The organism is Pseudomonas canadensis (genome assembly GCF_000503215.1).
Classification (GTDB): Bacteria; Pseudomonadota; Gammaproteobacteria; order Pseudomonadales; family Pseudomonadaceae; genus Aquipseudomonas; species Aquipseudomonas canadensis.
The window spans coordinates 62,929-81,061 of record NZ_KI628540.1; the positions used below are offsets into that span (position 1 = coordinate 62,929).

Here is an 18,133-nt window from a genome sequence, read left to right on the forward strand (position 1 = left end):
CTGCGGGGGCTTTTGAACCCCAGGGTTCTCTCGGTGGATTACCACCTTCCAGGCCGCCTTCGGCACCTGGTCAGGCAGACGTTGGCCCATAGACGTTGACCTCAACCACCTCGGCGCTACCCTTGTAACTCTCGATCACTACCCTATCCGCCGCTGTGGCGTGCAGTGACAGGCGGCGAGGATGGCGCAGGAGTTTGCGGGCATCGGCCTGATGAAAACGTCCATCCAGGGGAACTGAGCGTGTAGTGCTTGCAGGATGGTGTATAGCGTCGAGATCCCACACAATCTGCTCCTCCTTCAGCACATGCCCAAGTGGACGACCTCATGGCACTGTTCTACGACGCCCGCGGCAATATCTACGGCGTGGTCAGCCCGGCCTCATTGAGAGACGCGGGCATTGCTGTACCCGAGAGCGCTGCGCGGGCTGCGCGTACCCGCAGCAACTGGACATCGTCGGCTATCGCCGCCGAATGCAGTTGGGGCTCGCTACCACGTCCGGCCGGTGCCAAGGCTCATCGCTGTGATGGCTTGCTGGTCGGGCCGTTCCAGGCCGAGCCGCCGTTTGACCTGCTGATCGTCAACACCGACGGCTCCCTGGCCGAACGCAGTGGCAACGGCTTGACGATTTTCGCCCAGGCACTCACCGACCAGGCCCTGATGAGTGAGGCCTGTGAGTTGCGGGTGCACCACGACAAATCGGACGCGGCATCACCCGTGTCGACACGGGTTGAACCGGCAATCCTTGAACAGGTGGCGGGGTTCTGGCTTGAGTTGGGGAGGCCGGGTTTCGGGCCCGAGGCGGTGGGCGCGCAGAGGGATGTGGATGAAACTGGACTGAGTCATGTGAGCGAGTTGGCGGCGATCGACCCACAGTGGGCAACCAGCCAATTTGTGCGGGTGGGTAACCCCCATTGCGTGACGCTGGTCGAGCAGGTGTCGGCGTTGCCGGACAACACACAGATGCGGCAACCCGCCCTGTTCGAACCCTTGAAGGCCATTGCGTTTGCACCGCCTGCGGGTAGTGGCCGGCCCTGTGCGGCAGGGGTGAACCTGCAATGGGCGGCGCGCCAGCCCGGCAATCGAGTCATCGCACGGGTATTCGAGCGGGGAGAGGGGCCCACCGCGTCTTCCGGAACCAGCGCCAGTGCGGTGGCGTGTGCCGCCTGGCGGGCGGGCTGGGTCGAGAGTGGCGAGGTGTCGGTGGTGATGCCAGGTGGCATTGCGCCGGTTCGCTTGCTCACTCAGGGCGAGACGTTGCTGAGCGTCAGTCTGTTCGGCACTGCGCTGCTGCAGGCATGAAGTTTTTTAACGGCTGACGCTGTAAATCAGTGTCGGCCGTTTCTATGTTAGTTAGTTATGCTGGTGCAAGTTTGCGTAGGACATTTCTTGTTGTTAAGGGATGGCACGCTGGCTCGTTTTATTATTTTGTAAAAGATACTTCCAACTTCGCCGTACGAAACTTCTTTTTTATTTTTAAGCGGCCGATTCCTGTCTGAAATGACTAAGCTTTGGGGCGTTCCAGCACTTTTTCTCGGCCACTAATTTCACATTTGGCACGAGGGAATATCTCAGGGTTTTCATTCATTAACGACGGGTAACAACGGATGGTTAACGCGTTTGTTTCTTCACGTTTCAATCTGGTTCTTCCACCCATCAACATCGATTCGCAAGTCCTGGCATTTAAAGGCAGTGAAACCCTCGATCAACCGTATTTCATCCACATACAGGTGGTCAGCGAAAACCCTTGTCTTGATCTGGAGGCGCTGCTCCACCAACCCGCCTACCTGGATTTCGGCGAAACAAACGGGGGCCTGCACGGGTTGATCTACGCCATTGGCCGTGATGACCCCGGTCGGCGCACCACGCGCTACCACCTGACCCTGGCACCCCGGCTGGCTTACCTTGCGCACCGACGTGACCAGAGGATTTTCCAGCAGCGCAGCGTGCCACAGATCATCGCAGAGGTCCTTGAGCAACATGGCATCCTGGCGGACGCATACGTTTTCGAGCTTGGCCCCGTGGTTTATCCGCCGCGCGAGTTCTGTGTGCAGTACGCAGAGTGTGATCTTCACTTCATCCAGCGGTTGTGTGAAGAGGAGGGAATTCACTACCATTTTCGTCACAGCGTGGACACTCATCTGCTGGTGTTTGGCGATGACCAGACCGTGTTTCGGCGTTTACCCGTGCAACGCTATAGCGCTCCTGGCGGGCCACAAGCAGATGCGCCGGTTATCCAGCGTTTCGACGTACGCCTGGGCATTCGCAGCCAAAAAACGGTGCTTCGTGATTACGACTTCGAACATCCCTCCTTGCATCTGCACGACAGCGCGGGTGTAGCGTCGACACTCCCCCTTGAGGACTATCAGTATCCCGCGGGATTCACCGGTCATACCCGTGGCAAGCAATTGGCATGTCGGAGCCTGGAGCGTCACCAGCGCGACCGGCATCGGGCATTGGGCAAGAGTGATCAGCCAATTCTGCGCAGCGGGCACTTCCTTGAGATACGAGACCACCCCGACCCATCCTGCAACGACCTGTGGTTGATTACGTCAGTGCGTCATGAGGGTTATCAACCCCAGGTGCTGGAGGAAGCAACGCCCACAACCGACCTGTTCCAGGGCTATCGCAATCGTTTTACCGCAACGCCTTGGCAGGCTGTGCATCGACCGCCCCTCAGGCATCCCAAGTCGACCATCAATGGCAGCCAGACCGCAACCGTGACCGGGCCTGCCGGTGAGGACGTGCATTGCGATGCCCATGGTCGGGTGAAGGTGCGCTTTCACTGGGACCGCCTAGACAACACGGATGATAAAAGCAGTTGTTGGGTGCGCGTGGCGTCCGGGTGGGCCGGTGACGGGTTTGGTGCAACGATGATCCCGCGGGTCGGTATGGAAGTGCTGGTGACCTTCCTGGACGGGGATCCCGACCGCCCTTTGATCAACGGCTGCCTGCCGAATGCGTTGCACCGGCCGGCCTATTCCTTGCCGCAGCACAAGACCCGCAGCGTTTTGCGTAGCCGCAGTTCCCGTGGTGGTGAAGGTGCCAACGAGGTGTACCTGGAAGACCGTCGTGGCGAGGAGCTTGTCTACCTGCGTGCGCAGCGGGACCTGGAGCAACGGGTCGGTCATGACAGCCGGTTGGAGGTCGTGGGAGAGCGGCGAGAAGTCATCCATGGGCTAAGCACGGTTTACTTGGAAAGCGAAGAGCATCGTCAGGTCACCGGCGATCGCAAAGTGCTGCTCAAGGCGAGCGACTACCTTGATGTGCAGGGCGATAGCCGGACCCACGTGGCGCAGACCTTGGTCATTGAGGCTGGTCAGCAACTCCACCTTAAATCCGGTGCCAGCCTGGTAATCGATGCCGGGGCGCAACTGAGCCTCAAGGCAGGTGGAGAGCATCTGGTCATCCAGGCGGGAGGCATCTTCAGCAGTCGTCCCATCGCCCTTGGCGGTTTACCGTCTGCGACCCAATTGGCGAGCGCCTTGAGTGTGGCCGATGCGCCAGAGGTCTCCAAGGTACAAGGCGCGATCATGACCCTGGCCAGGCAATTGGGGGCGGACTACTGCCCGGTGTGCGAGCGCTGCCGTGAAGGCCTGTGTGATTTGCCGGGGAGGGCTGCCTGATGCAGGACATGCCAGGCCACTGGATGGCCCAACAACAGCAGGTCGGGCGGCACCTGTGTTTGATTCTCGACGGGCAGAGCGCCGCGCGCGCGCCGCTGCTGGCGGTGCGCAGCTTGTCGGACTATTGCAGCGTCTATGGTGAGACGGTACTGGCGGAACTCGCGATGGAAGGCCCTGTGATCCTGCGGCTGAAGCAGATGAACGAGCCTGCATTAAGAGACCTCCTGCAACAGCCCGAGAGTAACTGGGGTTGGCTGGGCAGCTTGCCGAGCGATGACCTGACGGCCGTGACTCGACATTGGCGCGATCGTTTGCTGACGGGACCGGAAGAAGCGCAATCGCTGTACCGCTTTCACGACAACCGCACCCTGGCGCGTGCGCTGGCCTATATGTCCGCAGAGCACTGGCCGGCATTCCTCGGCCCGTTGATCAGCGTCTGTTATTGGCACCAAGACCGCTGGCGCATCGCTGACAACTCGGCCCCTGGCGAGAACTCGCTGCCCGACCCGGTCCCTTGGCTGAACACACCCAACCCAAACGCCGAAGCCATCCTGCACGCCAATATCCTGCGTTACCTGTTGGCCGAACACAGCGAAGACCTGGTTGCATTGGTGGAATTCCAAGACCCGAGAATCTGGCTGAGCCAGGTGTTGGAGCAGGCGCGCGTCTGGCAATGGCGGGGGGCCGAGCGATTGGAGTTTCTGGTGGTGCGACGGTTGGAGGAGGCCATACGGGAGAGTGTTATTCGGTGGCAACCGCTGGCTGGGGAGGCACCGGCGGATCACTTTGAGCGGGTAGTGGAGCAGTGGAGACTGATGGGGAAAAAAGATGAGTAGGCGAAGGCTAGGTGTGTGGGGTGTGGTGGGGATGCTGGGGCTGACAGGGTGTGCGGGCAAGCCGGTTGATAGCTTTACGCTGGAGGTGGATCTGCCGCCGGAGTTTGAGCTTAAAACGGCCGCAAATTATTTGCCCGCTACGGGTGAATTCTGCACTTTGCCGCGACGTCGAGGAAAGAGGCCTGAGCGGAAAGTCTTTTTTACGGACTACAAACCTCTGGCAAGTCGGGTGAGTTATGAGTTGCCGCTGAACGAAAAAATCGAGGGCTGCCCTTCGGTACTGCGAAGTCTGGAGTTTGAGTTTTATGCGAAGTGGGGAAAGCGTGATACGGACGTAGGTGGAGATCGTGCAGGCATCGCCATACGAGATAGCGGGGATGATCAATCTGGAATGCCTGAGTCGGGTGTCCAGGAAATGGTTGGGCAATGTCATTGGCGGTTCAGGACGGTGGGGCCGTTTCATGCGATCAGGAAGCTTCTGCAATGTCGCTCGATAAATGAACAGGGACAGTTGCAGAAGTCTGTGGCGGGTGGTGTTGCTCACCGTGATCAATTAGCGGGAAAAACGCTCAGGTTGACGTTGACCGTCACTGATAAGGAAGAACCGGCTGTTGGTGATAACTGGGTAGTCGTTCCGGGCGGCTGGAAGCGTTGTAGAGGTAAAAGCTTTGAAGATATGGATGCGTTTTGTAACGGCAATACCACCGACTTTAAGCCTATAAAAATGCCGGATGGTCGCGTTTGTGATGTCTATCCGTCATGCAATTAACAAGGAGTAAGTCCATGATGCAGGATGCACAGAGGCAATCATTTTTCAATGAAAGCAAGCCGGCCTGTCCAGTGCGCGGACACTGGGTGAGCTTTAGTCTGGTCAATGAGTTGGGCGAGGGCACGGCGTACGGTGGACTGCCTTACACCGTCTACGATAGCGCTGGGCAGGAGTACAAAGGCAGGTTGAATGCAGAGGGGGTTGCCAAGCTACACAATCTTTTTTGCGGGCCTGTGGTGCTTGTTTTCGACGATATGTACTCAGGAACAGAACAGCCGTATCAGCGGCTCATGTTGCGCTCCACCTACAAGCTCCCTATCACTGAGCTTCAAGTTCGGGCTGAGCAGACTCGCTTTACTGTCGCTGATGGTCGGCGCTCCGAAAGTAATCCTGCTCAGCAAAAGGCCAACCGGTTCTACCAGGTCGAAGTGCGTGATTTAGTCCGCCATGTCGCCCACTTGCCACCGATTGCGCAGCGGAGTCATCAACCCCAGCGGCATGCATTAAAAATGATGGGCGACTTGGGGTTTGGACCGCCCCAATCAAACTTGGCAGGAGTCGTGTTGTTTCCCAACAACCACACTGCTTTGGAGGTCCGGCCACTGCGAGCCTTCCGTCCGATGCTTTCAATCGAAGACGATTTCTGCGCCTTGAACCTTTATCAGTTGGCATTGATGGCCACCTTGAGTTATTGCAACTTCGGCCAAGAGCCACCTAAAAAACCCCAGGACCAAGTGCGGTTCCCCCTTAATCCCAGCGTCGGACATCTGTTCGCCGAACAGCTTTCGGGTTTCCACGAGGCGTGGCGTTTCGATGCAGAACAAGTGCAGCGTTTTTACCCCCTTTACGAAGAGGTCCCTTACTCCCAGCGCTTTGAGATCCTTCCCTTCGATCCTGAACTGTATCCACAAAACCAACCCGAGCTGGGGGATAAACAGGAACATCCGGCGAATCTGCATTTCTTCGATGATGAAAAGCTCGGTACGGATACCCAGGCGTTTATCACCCATCACGATGAGGTAATCCTGATCGCGGTGCGTGGAACCGCCAGCGCCGCAGATGGGATGCGTGATGCAAACGCCCATCAGGTAGCTTTTGTGGAAGGTGTCGGCAAGGCACATGAAGGTTTCTACCAAGCGTACTGCGCAATGCGCAATTTCGTGCTGCGCTACCTCGACCAATTCTACACAGGCCAACGAATTATCATCTGCGGCCACAGCCTGGGCGGCGCAATCGCGTTGCTCCTGGCGGAAGGATTACGCCGAGCGCCCGAGGGCAACTACAACATCCTACTCTACACCTACGGCTCCCCCCGCGCCGCCGACGCCGAGTTCACTGAGGGCGCTTCAACCCTGGTCCACCACCGCATCGTCAATCACAACGACCCGGTCCCCAGCGTGCCGGCACCGTGGATGAACACCACCGCCAAACTCTGGATCCCTGGCGCCATCACACTGTTCAGCGCCCCTGCGCCGGGCGGCCTGTTGTTCGCCGCCGGTTTGGTGCGTTTGGGTGGAAACCCTTACCGACACCACGGCGAACAACACCATTTCATGCCGATCATGTTGCCGGACGGCACGCAGTCTTCGGTGTTGTGGAAGCCCGGTTGTGAGTCCATCCAGGAGGCCGGTTGCAACCGAGCCTTGCAACTCCATGGCGACATGCCCGAGCGGGATAACTTGCTGAAACAGCTGTTCCAGGCCAACCAGCACTTCATGACCGCCAGCTACATTCCGGCGGCGTGGGCGACGCTGCGTCGCTGGCAACAAACCCAGGAAAACAACGGCCCGCTGATCACACCAAGAGAGTTCGAGTTACTCGACCTGGCGCTTGAGACCATGCGCCAGCAACTGCGCAACAAGCGCCGGGAACTGGCGCGTCTAAGGCCTGCCAACGACCGAAGTTATGAACACAGCGAAGCTCTGAATACCGAAATAGACCGCTTGCACATTAGTCGAGAGCGCCTTGCGACCCTGCGCTGGCGACGCCTGGAGGCCCGTGATGTCTACGGCAGTCAAGCCCATAGCGCCCACTTGCAACCCAGCCTCAAGCGCTGGTTCAGCCACCGTGAAAACCATGAGCTGTCGCAGGTCGCCCGCATTCCTCCTGTGCTTCATCACGAATGGGGGAGGGCGCAAACACTGGATATCGATTCGATCGTCTGAGCCAGGCGTTCACGCAAACTCAACCTGCGCCGGCTGGCGCTTCATCAACACCTTGCCGTTGCGAATCGAGTAAAGCGGCAAGCCTTGGCTGCGGATGACCTCGTAGTCGCTGTCCGCCGAAAGGATCAACACGTTGGCTGGCCGTCCGGGCTCCAGGCCGTAGCGGTCACCGAGGGCCATCGCCTTGGCGCTGTTGTCAGTGACCAGGTCCAGGGCGGTTTGCAGGTTGCGGTAGCCGAGCATGTGGCAAATGTGCAAACCCGCTTCCAGTACCCGCAGGATGTTGCCGTTGCCCAGGGGATACCAGGGATCGACGATGGAGTCTTGGCCGAAACACACGTTCATGCCGGCCTCCAGCAGCTCATTGACCCGGGTGACGCCGCGACGTTTCGGGAAGCTGTCGAAGCGGCCTTGCAGGTGGATACTCTCGGTTGGGCAAGAGACGAAGCTGATTCCCGAGTGCCCCAGCAGGCGGAAGAGCTTGGCGCAGTAAGCGTTGTCGTAGGAACCCATGGCCGTGGTGTGGCTGGCAGTGACGCGGGCACCCATGTCGCGGCTGCGGGCTTCTTCGGCCAGCACTTCGAGAAAGCGTGAGTGCGGGTCGTCGGTTTCGTCGCAGTGTACGTCCACCAGGCAGCCGGTACGTTCAGCCAGGTCCATGAGGAACTTCACCGAACTCACGCCCTGGTCGCGGGTGTATTCAAAGTGCGGGATACCCCCGATCACGTCGGCGCCCATTCGGATGGCTTCTTCCATCAACTCGCGGCCATTGCGATAAGACTCGATGCCTTCCTGGGGGAAAGCGACGATCTGCAGGTCGATCAGGTGTGTGCTTTCCTGGCGCACTTCCAACATGGCCTTTAGCGCCGTGAGGTCCGGGTCGGTGACGTCGACGTGGGTACGCACATGCTGGATCCCGTGGGCAGCGAGGGCCTGGATTGTCTTTTTGGCGCGGGTCTTGGTGTCTTCCTGGGTGATGGTAGCTTTACGCTCACCCCAGCACTCGATGCCTTCGAACAGGGTACCGCTCATGTTCCAGCGCGGTTCGCCGGCCGTCAGGGTGGCGTCGAGGTGGATATGCGGCTCGACGAAGGGGGGAATCACCAGGTTGCCGGCGGCGTCCAGGTCGTCGGCCGCCGCAGTCGGTGTCCCCGATTGCCGCGTGATACTGGCGATCCGGCCATGTTCCAGGTGCAGATCATGCAGGCCTTCACGGTTGCGCAGGCGGGCGTTGATGATGTGCATGGGCAAGTTCCTCTTGGCTAAAAACAATCAGGCAGACAGCCGCCAGATCATCAGCGCAATGCCGATGTCCAGGCGATCATAAGCATTATCCAGCGTCAGGCCGCACAGGGCTTCGATGCGCTGGACGCGGTGCGTCAGGGTGTTGCGATGCACGGCCAGCCGCTGAGCGGCGGCTACAAGGTTACCATTCTCGTGGAACCAGGCTTCCAGGGTGGGCATCAGGCTGGGGCCATGGTGCAGGTCATGGCGCAGTAGCGGGCCCAGGCGCTCATTGAGGAACTGGTCGAGCAGGGCGCGATCACGTACGCCGCTGAGCAACTTGAGTACGCCCAGTTCGTCGTACACGCACAACCCGGCGCGCTCGCTGAAGCGTCGCGCAGCGGCCAGCGCCTGGCGGGCTTCATCCTGCGCCTGGGCCAGGTGTGCCGGTGGGTGAGCGGCGGCGCTCAGGCCGATAAACAGTTTGAGTGGTGCCAGGCGCAGGTTCAGCGGCTTGAGCCAGTTGGCCAATTGCTGGCGGTTAGCCAATGCTGCGACAGCATCCGGAGCAGGGAGCAGCATCGTCCATTGCCCGGCACGGCCCAATACCGGCAAGCCGGCCGAGAGTTGACGCAATCGACGGCTGATTCTGTCATGTTGGCGAGCCAGCTGCGCCTCCACAGAAGCCGCATCACCTTGGGCAAAGAGCAACTCACTGCCTTCCAGTTGCAATTGAACCACCTGCCAATGCCCGGCCACTGCCATGCCCAGTTGTGAGGCCCGGTGCAACAAAAGATCCAGGGATTGGTAATCGCCTGTCAGCAATCGCTCCATTACATCATGCCGCGAGCGCCCCAACTGCTCGGACTGGATCAGTGCTGAACCAATGGCCTGGGTCACCAACACCATTTTCAGTGAGTAAGGCTGTTCGATCAGCGGCATGCCCGCGGCTTCGGCGGCGTCGAGCAAACGCGGGGGAATCGCCTGGATATATGCGGGCCCCGTCAGGACCACCAGTCCGGCCACCTGACGTTCGCAGGCTTCCTCTAGTAGTTGCAGCAGGTTGGCCTCGTCGCGTGGGTGATTGATCCCGGTCACGAACACCAGTTCGCCGCCCAATACCCATTCGGCGATCCCGCTGTTTTCCGCCACATACGGCCAACGCACGGCATTATCCAGGCCGGCCGCGCCGGCGCGCAGGCGCATGGGTTCGAGGCCCGGCAACGCCAGCACGTCGGCAATAGTCAGGCTCATGCCTGGACGTCAACCAAAGGCGCACGCACGCGTAGTACGGCGGTAAGCACGATGTAGGTCAACGACGCGGCGACGATACCCACCAACGGTGCGACCCAAGGCGAGTTGAACGCCAGCACGGTACCCATCCCATAGGCCACCAGCCCCGGCCAGTTGAATGCCGGCAGACGCGCATCTGCCAAGCGCGGGTACTGGCCGCGATAGCGATAGAAGAAGTCCGCCATGATCACCCCGCCAATCGGCGGGATCACCGTGCCCAGCAGAATCAAGTACGGCACCAGCATGTCGTACATGCCGAGCAACGCCAGCAGCGTGCCGATCACCGCGCCTGCCAGTGTCACGGTCTTGCGACGCTGGGTGCGCAGCAGATTGCAGCCGGCCACCGCGAAGTTGTAGATGGTGTTGTCTTGGGTGCTCCAGATGTTGAGCAGCAACATGGCCATTGCTGCCATGGCAAAACCTTGCAGCAGCAACACTTCGACCACATCCGGTTGTTGATAGACGATGGCACCGTAGGCGCCGATCAGCACCATCAAGCCGTTACCGATAAAGAAACCGATCAGGCTGGCCAGCACCGCCACCCTGGCCGAGCGCGAAAAACGTGTCCAGTTGGTGGCCTGGGTCGCACCGCTGACAAAGGTGCCGAACACCAGGGTGATCGCCGTGGACAAGTCCAGTTCACCGGTCGGCACCACCGCCAATAGCCCATCCAGCCCGCCGACTTTGGCCGTGGCCACCCACATCGACAGAAACAACAGGATGCCCATCGCCGGTACTGCGATGTAGGACAGAATCTCCAGCCCGCGATAACCAACGTACGCCGTGGCGCAGAACACCAGGCCGAACAGCACCATCAACGCCAGCACGCTGCCCTGGTTCAGTTCGAAATACTTGCCCAGCACCACGGCGGCCGTGGCGGTGCCCCAGGCATACCAGCCGATCTGGGTGAAGCCGAGGATCAAGTCACTGAGCTTGCTGCCCACTTCGCCAAAGCAGAAGCGCCCCATCAACACCGAATTCAGCCCGCTCTTGAAGGCGATGTAACCCAGACCTGCGGCGTAGATACCCAGCAGCAGGTTACCCAGGGCCACGACGCCGAGCATCTCGGTAAAGCTGAACGCCACCCCCAGCTTGCCGCCAGCAAACATGGTCGCGGTAAAAAAGGTAAAGCCCAGCAGCACCATGGCGGTAGACGCCAGGCCTTTGCGCGCATGCATCGGGACTTCGCTGAGGGGGTAATCGTTGCCCGGTTCTTGCTGCGTCATGTGCTTTGCTCCCTGAATGAGTGACGCAGGCCTATTGCACCGCGCGTGCCAAACCGGCAGCAGTGACGAGCGCACGACGGGTGCTGTGCACCGTGCACAGTATTTATAGCTAAACAGGGGGACAACGCAGGCAGGAATGTTCGCCGTGCCCAATTGGGCACGAAAGCGGTGCAGCAGTGATACAAATTGGATCAGTCGAACAGCGTCTGGGTGGTCTCGCCACGGTGGAAGGCGAATGCGGCCTCCAGATCACTTTCAATAGTGCGCCCCCGTGACAGCGGTGGCAGCTCGTCCAGACGGAAAAAGCCCACTTCGGTGGTCTCGAACCCCGCCATCGGTGCCGACTGATCCACCGGTTCACACAGGAAGTACAGTTTGTAGAAGTCGCGCACATCCGGTCGATACAGACCCTTGGCCTTGTGCGTCACGCTGTACAGGGCCCGCGCCGTTACCGTCAGCCCGGCTTCCTCGCGAATCTCCTTGACGATGTTTTCCGCCGCCGACAAACCGATATCCGCATAACCGCCCGGTAACGCCCAGCAGCCATCGGTCAATTCGCGAACCAGCAGAATCCGCTCGCCTTGGATGACCGCCCCGCGCACGTCGATCATCGGCGTCGAGTAGCGTTTGGCAAAATCCGTGACCAACCCGGTGATGCGCTCCAAGGGCACATTGCCCAATTGCGCGAGCATGTTGTGGGCAATCTCGGCGATTTCTTCCAGGCGCTCGCGCTCGAAATCATCGGTGCAAAAGTGCAGCCCGGTGGACGCCAACGCCTGCAAGCGTTTGGCCTGGGCCAGCCAAGTGTTTTCCATGGGTTACTCCCGGAGTTGCTTGGTCATGTACACACGCCGCAGGCCATGTTCTTCGGCCCGGTGGGTCTCGACATAGCCCCGACGGGTGTACAGCGTGATGTTCTCGTTCATGGCTTCGTTGGTGTACAGGCGGATGGCGGCGCAGTTAGCGCCGAGCGCCTGTTGTTCGGCGAAATCCATCAGCAACCGCCCGAAGCCCAGGCCCTGGGCGTCCGGGGAGACGGCGAGGTTATCCAGCAACAGCGCGCCGTCTGTGTCCCGCAGGACAATAACCCCCCGGACCCGCCCGGCATGCTCCAGCACATGCACGCCACCGGCTTCCACTTGCTGGTGATAATCCTCCAGCATCGGCCCGGGCTTGCGGCCGATCCGTTCGATGTATGGCGCGTAGGCTGCCTGGACGATAGCCTCGATAGCAGCGACATCATGACTCGTTGCGGGGCGCATCATTGCAGCGGGCTCCTTGTGGGTAGGGAGCCATGACTGTAAGGGAGCCAGGCACAAAAAAACCACCGCAAGGGTGGTTTTTTCATCGCGCCGGCTTATTCGCCGCGATAGATGCAACCGCTGGTGCAGGTCTCGTGGATACGAATCGCACTGAGCTCAGGCAGCAGGGGTTTCAATTCATTCCAGATCCACTTGGCCAGCACTTCGCTGGTGGGGTTTTCCAGGCCTGGGATGTCATTGAGGTAGTTGTGGTCGAGACGTTCATAGAGCGGCTTGAAAATCGCCTTGATCTCCGAGAAGTCGCGAATCCAGCCGGTATGGGGGTCCAGGTCGCCGCTCAGGTGGATCGCCACCTTGAACGAATGCCCATGCAGGCGCCCGCATTTGTGGCCTTCCGGTACGTGGGGCAGGCGGTGGGCGGATTCGAAGGTAAATTCTTTGAAGATTTCCACAGTGTTTTCAGCTCGGTCGATGTCTGGCAGGCGGCGAGTTTAACAGCTTGATTCGTTGCTGCGCATACCGTCCCTCTGTAGGGGGCGGCTTGCGGGTGAAATGTTGATGGCAGGTGGCGAGGGGGCTTGCTGCCGCTGGCGGTTTGACAGCCGACCACACTCTAACTGTCACCCCGCGATCCAACTGTAGGAGCTGGCTTGCCAGCGATGGCGGCCTGACAGCTGACCTGGATGTTGGATCTGACCGGGTACATATCCGTTATTTAGGTAACGGCTGCTATGGGTTCCGCCCTTACGGCGGCTCACTTTTGAAAAGCCCAAAAGTAAGCAAAAGGCTCTTGCCCCAACACTCGGCACCTCGCTTAGGCTCGGTGTGCCCGTAATCCGACAGGTATTTGGGGGGCCGCCGCCACGCGCCATCCATGGCGCGGGGCGGCTAAACCGGCATCCCTGCCGGTTTACCCCCCCAAATCCCTGTCGAATTCCGGCCAGCGTGTTTGACGGGGCACCTGAGATCAAAAGCGAGATCAAGATCAAAAGCTAGATCACGAGCGGCTCGCTTCGCATCGTGGTTAGTGGGGAGGTGGCGGCTACAGGGGCTGTAGGCGCTCGCCCAAGCGGCCGTTATCGGCCAATGCCAGGAATTCGTCTCCCAGCCGTTGGCTTTCGCTCATCGCGGTCTGCCAGTATTTGTTGCGGCTGGGGTCGTCGCCCATGAAGCGCTTGAAGTCGCTGCGGTCTGGGAGTTTGCCGTGAGGCAGGCGGGCCAGGTAGTCCTTGGACGGCGCCAGCAGTAACACGTCCTGCAGGCCCTGTTGGTTGCTGCGCCGCCACGGCAGGCCTTTGTCGAACCAGCCGGGGATGACTCGGTCGGTGAAGTGGGGGTACAGCACGATGTCATCGCCGTGGTAGGGCAGGTCGAGGTGGTAATCCAGCAGGCCGCCATCGCGGTAGGTACCGGCACCGGCGCCCGGCAGGTCGCGCACGCCTTGCATGACCATGGGGATCGAGCCCGAGGCCAGCAGGGCCTGGCGCAGGTTGCCCAATTCCAGGGCCAGGAAGCGCGACGGGAAGTCCTTCAGTGGATGTACCGGTGGCGCCTGGCGGGGGTCGTGGATGATCAGGCGTTCGAAATGCCGCGACAGCCGCGCGCGGCCTCGCAGGTTGTCGGCGATCACCGACGACAGGCCCAGCCCGAGGCGTCCACGGTGGTCATCGGCAAGCAGGCCATGACTCTTGACCACCATGATATTGAGGCGGTAGTCCGGGTTGTCCAGCACCCGTGCATCGCGGCCGGCCAGCAGGTCGTCGAGCATGCGCTGGCAACTCTGGCTGACCTCGGCCATGGTCACGCCTTTGGCAAAGCGTTGCTCATTGTACAGGCGACCGAGGTCCAGCAGGCCTTGCACCGGGTCGGGCAGGCACGCGCTGGCAAACCGCCAGGAGCCGATGGATGCACCGACCAATGCCCGCTCCCGTGGCGAGCGGGGTAACCAGTCGCCGAACAGCGCCAGGTCCAATCCCTGGATACCCAGTGCCTTGGGGCCGCCGGCTGCGCCGGGCAGGATGCCGACGTCGGCCGGCGTGAGGCCTTGCTCGCGAATGCGGGCAAAGGCGCGTTTGCCGGCCTTGAGCGTCAGCGCGGGAAACTTGATGTGGATGGCTGTCATACCGGTCTCTGTTCGAGCGAGCGGGGCATTATAGAAAATCTCGCGGAATGTGTGAAAAGGCCTTGCAGGGAATTGCCATGGTGGCAATTCAGTTTCAGTTAAGTTGCAGCGCGTACGGTGACCGGCGTAGGAAAACATCCTGTAACGGAGACTTATCATGAAGCGCCTCACCGCGCTGTTTGCTGCCGGTATCATCGCCCTCACGGCGACCCAGGCCCAAGCCGTGGACCCCGACAAGCCACTGAAAGTGCCGGCCACTGTTACTATTGTCGCCTTCGATCAACTGGAAGCCACGGCCCTGGCCCTGCACCCCGGTTCGACACTGCTGGACACCGACCTGGACGAGGCCTACGGCAAGTACGTCTACGAGGTCGAATTGGAAGATGCCCATGGCATCGAATGGGACGTTGAATTGGACGCGCTCACCGGGCGGGTTCTCAAGAATCATCAGGATACGTAATGAAGGTAAATCTATGCGCCAGCAGTCGTGTCGCGCTGGTGCTCATGGCATTCTGCTCCAGCCTGGCGGCCCGCGACCTCAATCAGGATGAGGCCTTGGCGCTGCGTCAGCAGGGGGTGATCCTGCCGCTGGAGCAACTGTTGCAGCAGGCCATGGCGCGCTACCCCGGCTCACGCCTGCTGGAGGCTGAGCTGGAAAAGAAACACGGCCAATATGCCTATGAAGTGGAGCTGGTGACCACCGAAGGCGTGGTGCGCGAGATCAAGCTGGACGCCAGCACCGGTGTGCTGATCAAAGACGAGGAAGACTGATGCGCCTGCTGTTGGTAGAAGACAACGTGCCTCTGGTCGATGAACTGCTGGCCGGCCTGCAACGCCAGGGTTATGCCGTCGACTGGCTGGCGGACGGGCGTGATGCGGTGTACCAGGGCCGAAGCGAGCCCTACGACCTGATCATTCTTGACCTCGGCCTGCCGGGCCTGCCAGGCCTTGAGGTGCTGGCGCAATGGCGCGCTGCTGCGCTGACCACGCCGGTCCTGGTGCTTACCGCCCGCGACTCCTGGGCTGAGCGCATCGAAGGACTCAAGGCGGGCGCCGATGATTACCTGAGCAAACCCTTTCACCCCGAGGAACTGCACCTGCGCATTCAGGCGCTGTTGCGCCGCTCCCATGGCCAGGCCAACCAACCCACCCTGCAAGCGGCTGGCCTGCACCTGGACGAAGGCCGTCAGTGCGTGCTGCGCGATGGCGCGGAGATCCAACTGACCGCCGCCGAGTTTCGCCTGTTGCGCTACTTCATGCTGCACCCCGAACAGATCCTGTCCAAAAGCCACTTGGCCGAACATTTGTACGACGGTGAGACCGAGCGCGACTCCAATGTGCTGGAAGTTCACGTCAACCACCTGCGCCGCAAATTGGGCCGCAGCGTGATTGAAACCCGGCGCGGCCAGGGTTACCGGTTTGGCGCCAGCCCTGCATGAAGTCCATCCAACGACGCCTGAGCCTGGGGCTGATCAGTGTGATGGTGATCGTCGGCGTGGTGCTGGCACAAACCAGCTTGTGGTTGTTTGAAGCCGGTTTGCAGCGTTACCTGGAGGCCGGCTTGCGCAACGACGCCGAAAACCTGTTGGTGGCGCTGGTGCGTGGACCGAACGGCGTTCAGCTGGATGAACAACGCCTGTCGCCAGCCTACCAGCGTCCGTTTTCCGGGCATTACTTCCGCATCGACTTTGCCGATACCCACTGGCGCTCGCGCTCGCTGTGGGATCAGGAACTGCCGCGCCTGCCCGAAGCCGGGATCAAGGGCAATCTGCAACTAGGGCCGGAAGGCCAGCAACTGCTGGTGCTGCGTTCGGACTACAAACGCTTCGGCCAGTCGATTTCCATCAGCGTGGCCCAGGACTACACCCCGGTGCGGGAAAGCTTCCGTCTCATGCGTCAGATCGGTCTGGTGCTCGGGCTGGCGGCGCTGCTACTGGTGCTGATCCTGCAACGGGTCACCGTGCGCCGGGCCTTGCGTCCGCTGGAAACCGCACGCAACCAGATCGCCCAACTGCAACAGGGCCAGCGTTCACAGCTCGACACCCAGGTGCCGCTGGAACTGGAGCCGTTGGTGGCGCAGATCAACCACCTGCTGGCGCACACCGAAGACAGCCTCAAGCGTTCACGCAATGCCTTGGGCAACCTCGGCCATGCCCTCAAGACTCCGCTGGCGGTACTGTTGAGCGCCGCATCGAGCGAGGCGCTGAAGGATCGTCCCGAACTGAGCAAGCTGTTGCGCGATCAGTTGGAGCAGGTGCAACAACGCCTCAACCGTGAGCTCAACCGTGCGCGCCTGGCTGGGGAAACCCTGCCGGGCGCGCTGTTTGATTGCGAAAAAGAACTGCCCGGCCTGCTCGCCACCCTCAACATGATCCACGGCGAACACCTGGACCTGAGCTACCACGCTGCGTCAGGCCTGCAACTGCCTTGGGACCGTGAAGACCTGTTGGAGCTGCTCGGCAATCTCTTGGATAACGCCTGCAAATGGGCGGATGCGGAGGTGCGCTTGACCGTCACCGAGGCTGAGCACAGCTACCGGTTGGCGGTGGAAGATGATGGTCCCGGTATTCCTGAAACCCAACGCGACCAGGTGTTCAGTCGAGGCACGCGCCTGGATGAACAGATCGATGGCCATGGCCTGGGGTTGGGGATCGTGCGGGACATCGTTGATGTGTGGGGTGGGGTGCTGCAGTTGCAGGAAAGCGAGTTGGGCGGGCTGAAAGTGCTGATCGAATTGCCGAAGCGTCAGGGATAAGCCTGTCGCTTCGACAAGGGTCTGATCAGACCCTGAACTGATCCATCAACCCCTGCTGCTGATTCGCCAGGCTGTTCAGCGCCTGGCTCACCCTTGCCGATTCATTCGCCTGTTCCGACAGCGACTCAGTCACATCGCGAATCGTCGCCACATTGCTGTTGATCTCCTCGGCCACGGCGCTTTGTTCTTCGGCGGCGCTGGCGATTTGCAGGTTCATGTCGCTGATCACCGTCACGGCGTCGCCAATCTGGCGCAAGGCCGTCACGGCTTGCCCAACCTGCTCGACACTGCCCTGGGCCTGGCGATAGCTGTTGCCCATGGCGCCGACCACCTCTTCGGTGCCGCTTTGCAGGTGCTCGATGACCACGCGGGTTTCTTCAACCGATTCCTGAGTGCGCTGCGCCAGGTTGCGCACTTCGTCCGCCACCACCGCAAAGCCACGGCCGGCCTCACCGGCGCGGGCGGCTTCGATGGCGGCGTTAAGGGCTAGCAAGTTGGTCTGCTCGGCAATGCCGCGAATCACTTCGAGCACCGAACCGATTTTTTCGCTATTGGCGGCCAGGCCTTCGACCTGGGTCATGGCCGTGCTCATGTCCGCCGCCAACTCCCCGATATTACGCGTGGTGTGGTCGATCACCTTCAAGCCATCACGGGTGGCCTGGTCGGCGTCGCGGGCGGCTTGTGCCGCCTGGGCAGCGCTGCGCGCCACGTCTTGGGCCGTGGCACTCATCTCATGGGACGCGGTGGCCACCTGGTCGACCTGGCGGTATTGCTGTTCCATGCCGGCGCTGGTTTCAGTGGCAATCGCAGCGGATTGATCCGCAGTGCCACGGGCGTCCTGCACCGAGCGTTTTACCT

At 60.7% G+C, this 18,133-nt stretch carries 17 protein-coding genes; 9 read left to right on the top strand and 8 right to left on the bottom strand.

The genetic code is table 11. The annotated features are described in order from the left end of the window. Positions 1 to 324 precede the first annotated feature (324 nt). The 5 genes from U367_RS0128240 (at position 325) to U367_RS0128260 (ending at position 7,393) form a co-directional block, all read left to right on the top strand. On the top strand, positions 325 to 1,299 hold the full coding sequence (locus U367_RS0128240) for a diaminopimelate epimerase (protein ID WP_028619556.1): 975 nt from the start codon (positions 325 to 327) through the stop codon (positions 1,297 to 1,299). 305 nt (positions 1,300 to 1,604) lie between these two features. Further along, positions 1,605 to 3,623, top strand: a complete 2,019-nt coding sequence (gene tssI / locus U367_RS0128245) for a type VI secretion system tip protein TssI/VgrG (protein WP_028619557.1) — start codon at positions 1,605 to 1,607, stop codon at positions 3,621 to 3,623. Then, on the top strand, positions 3,623 to 4,459 hold the full coding sequence (locus U367_RS0128250) for a DUF4123 domain-containing protein (RefSeq protein ID WP_028619558.1): 837 nt from the start codon (positions 3,623 to 3,625) through the stop codon (positions 4,457 to 4,459). The genes tssI and U367_RS0128250 overlap by 1 nt, the downstream gene beginning before the upstream one ends. Then, complete coding sequence (locus U367_RS0128255) at positions 4,452 to 5,228, top strand: hypothetical protein (protein WP_028619559.1); 777 nt, start codon at positions 4,452 to 4,454, stop codon at positions 5,226 to 5,228. Before U367_RS0128250 ends, U367_RS0128255 begins: the two co-directional genes overlap by 8 nt. A gap of 14 nt (positions 5,229 to 5,242) precedes the next feature. Next, complete coding sequence (locus U367_RS0128260) at positions 5,243 to 7,393, top strand: lipase family protein (RefSeq protein ID WP_028619560.1); 2,151 nt, start codon at positions 5,243 to 5,245, stop codon at positions 7,391 to 7,393. A gap of 9 nt (positions 7,394 to 7,402) precedes the next feature. Here U367_RS0128260 and codA read toward each other — a convergent pair whose 3' ends face one another. From codA to U367_RS0128295, 7 genes are all read right to left on the bottom strand, one after another. Further along, positions 7,403 to 8,638: a cytosine deaminase gene (gene codA, locus U367_RS0128265; protein ID WP_028619561.1), complete on the bottom strand. Its 1,236-nt coding sequence runs from the start codon at positions 8,636 to 8,638 to the stop codon at positions 7,403 to 7,405. A gap of 27 nt (positions 8,639 to 8,665) precedes the next feature. Beyond that, a complete protein-coding gene (locus U367_RS0128270) occupies positions 8,666 to 9,871 on the bottom strand; it encodes a PucR family transcriptional regulator (protein WP_028619562.1) in 1,206 nt (401 codons plus the stop codon). Beyond that, positions 9,868 to 11,136 carry a cytosine permease gene (gene codB, locus U367_RS0128275; protein WP_028619563.1) on the bottom strand — a complete coding sequence of 423 codons (1,269 nt, stop codon included), beginning with the start codon at positions 11,134 to 11,136 and terminating at the stop codon, positions 9,868 to 9,870. The genes U367_RS0128270 and codB overlap by 4 nt, the downstream gene beginning before the upstream one ends. Positions 11,137 to 11,327: 191 nt before the next feature. Further along, positions 11,328 to 11,951 (bottom strand): NUDIX hydrolase, encoded by a 624-nt coding sequence (locus tag U367_RS0128280; RefSeq protein ID WP_028619564.1) that lies wholly within the window; start codon positions 11,949 to 11,951, stop codon positions 11,328 to 11,330. Between the two features lie 3 nt (positions 11,952 to 11,954). Then, entirely contained in the window at positions 11,955 to 12,401 is a 447-nt protein-coding gene (locus U367_RS0128285; RefSeq protein ID WP_028619565.1) for a GNAT family N-acetyltransferase, read from the bottom strand. 92 nt (positions 12,402 to 12,493) lie between these two features. After that, positions 12,494 to 12,850: a 6-carboxytetrahydropterin synthase QueD gene (queD, locus tag U367_RS0128290; RefSeq protein ID WP_003190259.1), complete on the bottom strand. Its 357-nt coding sequence runs from the start codon at positions 12,848 to 12,850 to the stop codon at positions 12,494 to 12,496. Positions 12,851 to 13,440: 590 nt separating this feature from the next. Then, complete coding sequence (locus U367_RS0128295) at positions 13,441 to 14,520, bottom strand: patatin-like phospholipase domain-containing protein (protein ID WP_028619567.1); 1,080 nt, start codon at positions 14,518 to 14,520, stop codon at positions 13,441 to 13,443. A gap of 157 nt (positions 14,521 to 14,677) precedes the next feature. On the opposite strand from U367_RS0128295, the gene U367_RS0128300 reads away from it, so the two are divergent. From U367_RS0128300 to U367_RS0128315, 4 genes are read left to right on the top strand one after another with little or no spacing between them, the layout of a single operon-like run. After that, positions 14,678 to 14,980: a PepSY domain-containing protein gene (locus U367_RS0128300; RefSeq protein WP_028619568.1), complete on the top strand. Its 303-nt coding sequence runs from the start codon at positions 14,678 to 14,680 to the stop codon at positions 14,978 to 14,980. Then, positions 14,980 to 15,291, top strand: a complete 312-nt coding sequence (locus U367_RS0128305) for a PepSY domain-containing protein (RefSeq protein ID WP_028619569.1) — start codon at positions 14,980 to 14,982, stop codon at positions 15,289 to 15,291. Before U367_RS0128300 ends, U367_RS0128305 begins: the two co-directional genes overlap by 1 nt. Beyond that, positions 15,291 to 15,959 (top strand): response regulator transcription factor, encoded by a 669-nt coding sequence (locus U367_RS0128310; RefSeq protein ID WP_028619570.1) that lies wholly within the window; start codon positions 15,291 to 15,293, stop codon positions 15,957 to 15,959. Before U367_RS0128305 ends, U367_RS0128310 begins: the two co-directional genes overlap by 1 nt. After that, complete coding sequence (locus U367_RS0128315; protein ID WP_028619571.1) at positions 15,956 to 17,275, top strand: sensor histidine kinase; 1,320 nt, start codon at positions 15,956 to 15,958, stop codon at positions 17,273 to 17,275. Before U367_RS0128310 ends, U367_RS0128315 begins: the two co-directional genes overlap by 4 nt. A gap of 25 nt (positions 17,276 to 17,300) precedes the next feature. Here the strand turns inward: U367_RS0128315 and U367_RS1000000132830 are convergent, their stop codons facing one another. Next, a complete protein-coding gene (locus U367_RS1000000132830) occupies positions 17,301 to 18,056 on the bottom strand; it encodes a methyl-accepting chemotaxis protein (protein WP_372514803.1) in 756 nt (251 codons plus the stop codon). Positions 18,057 to 18,133: the final 77 nt, after the last annotated feature.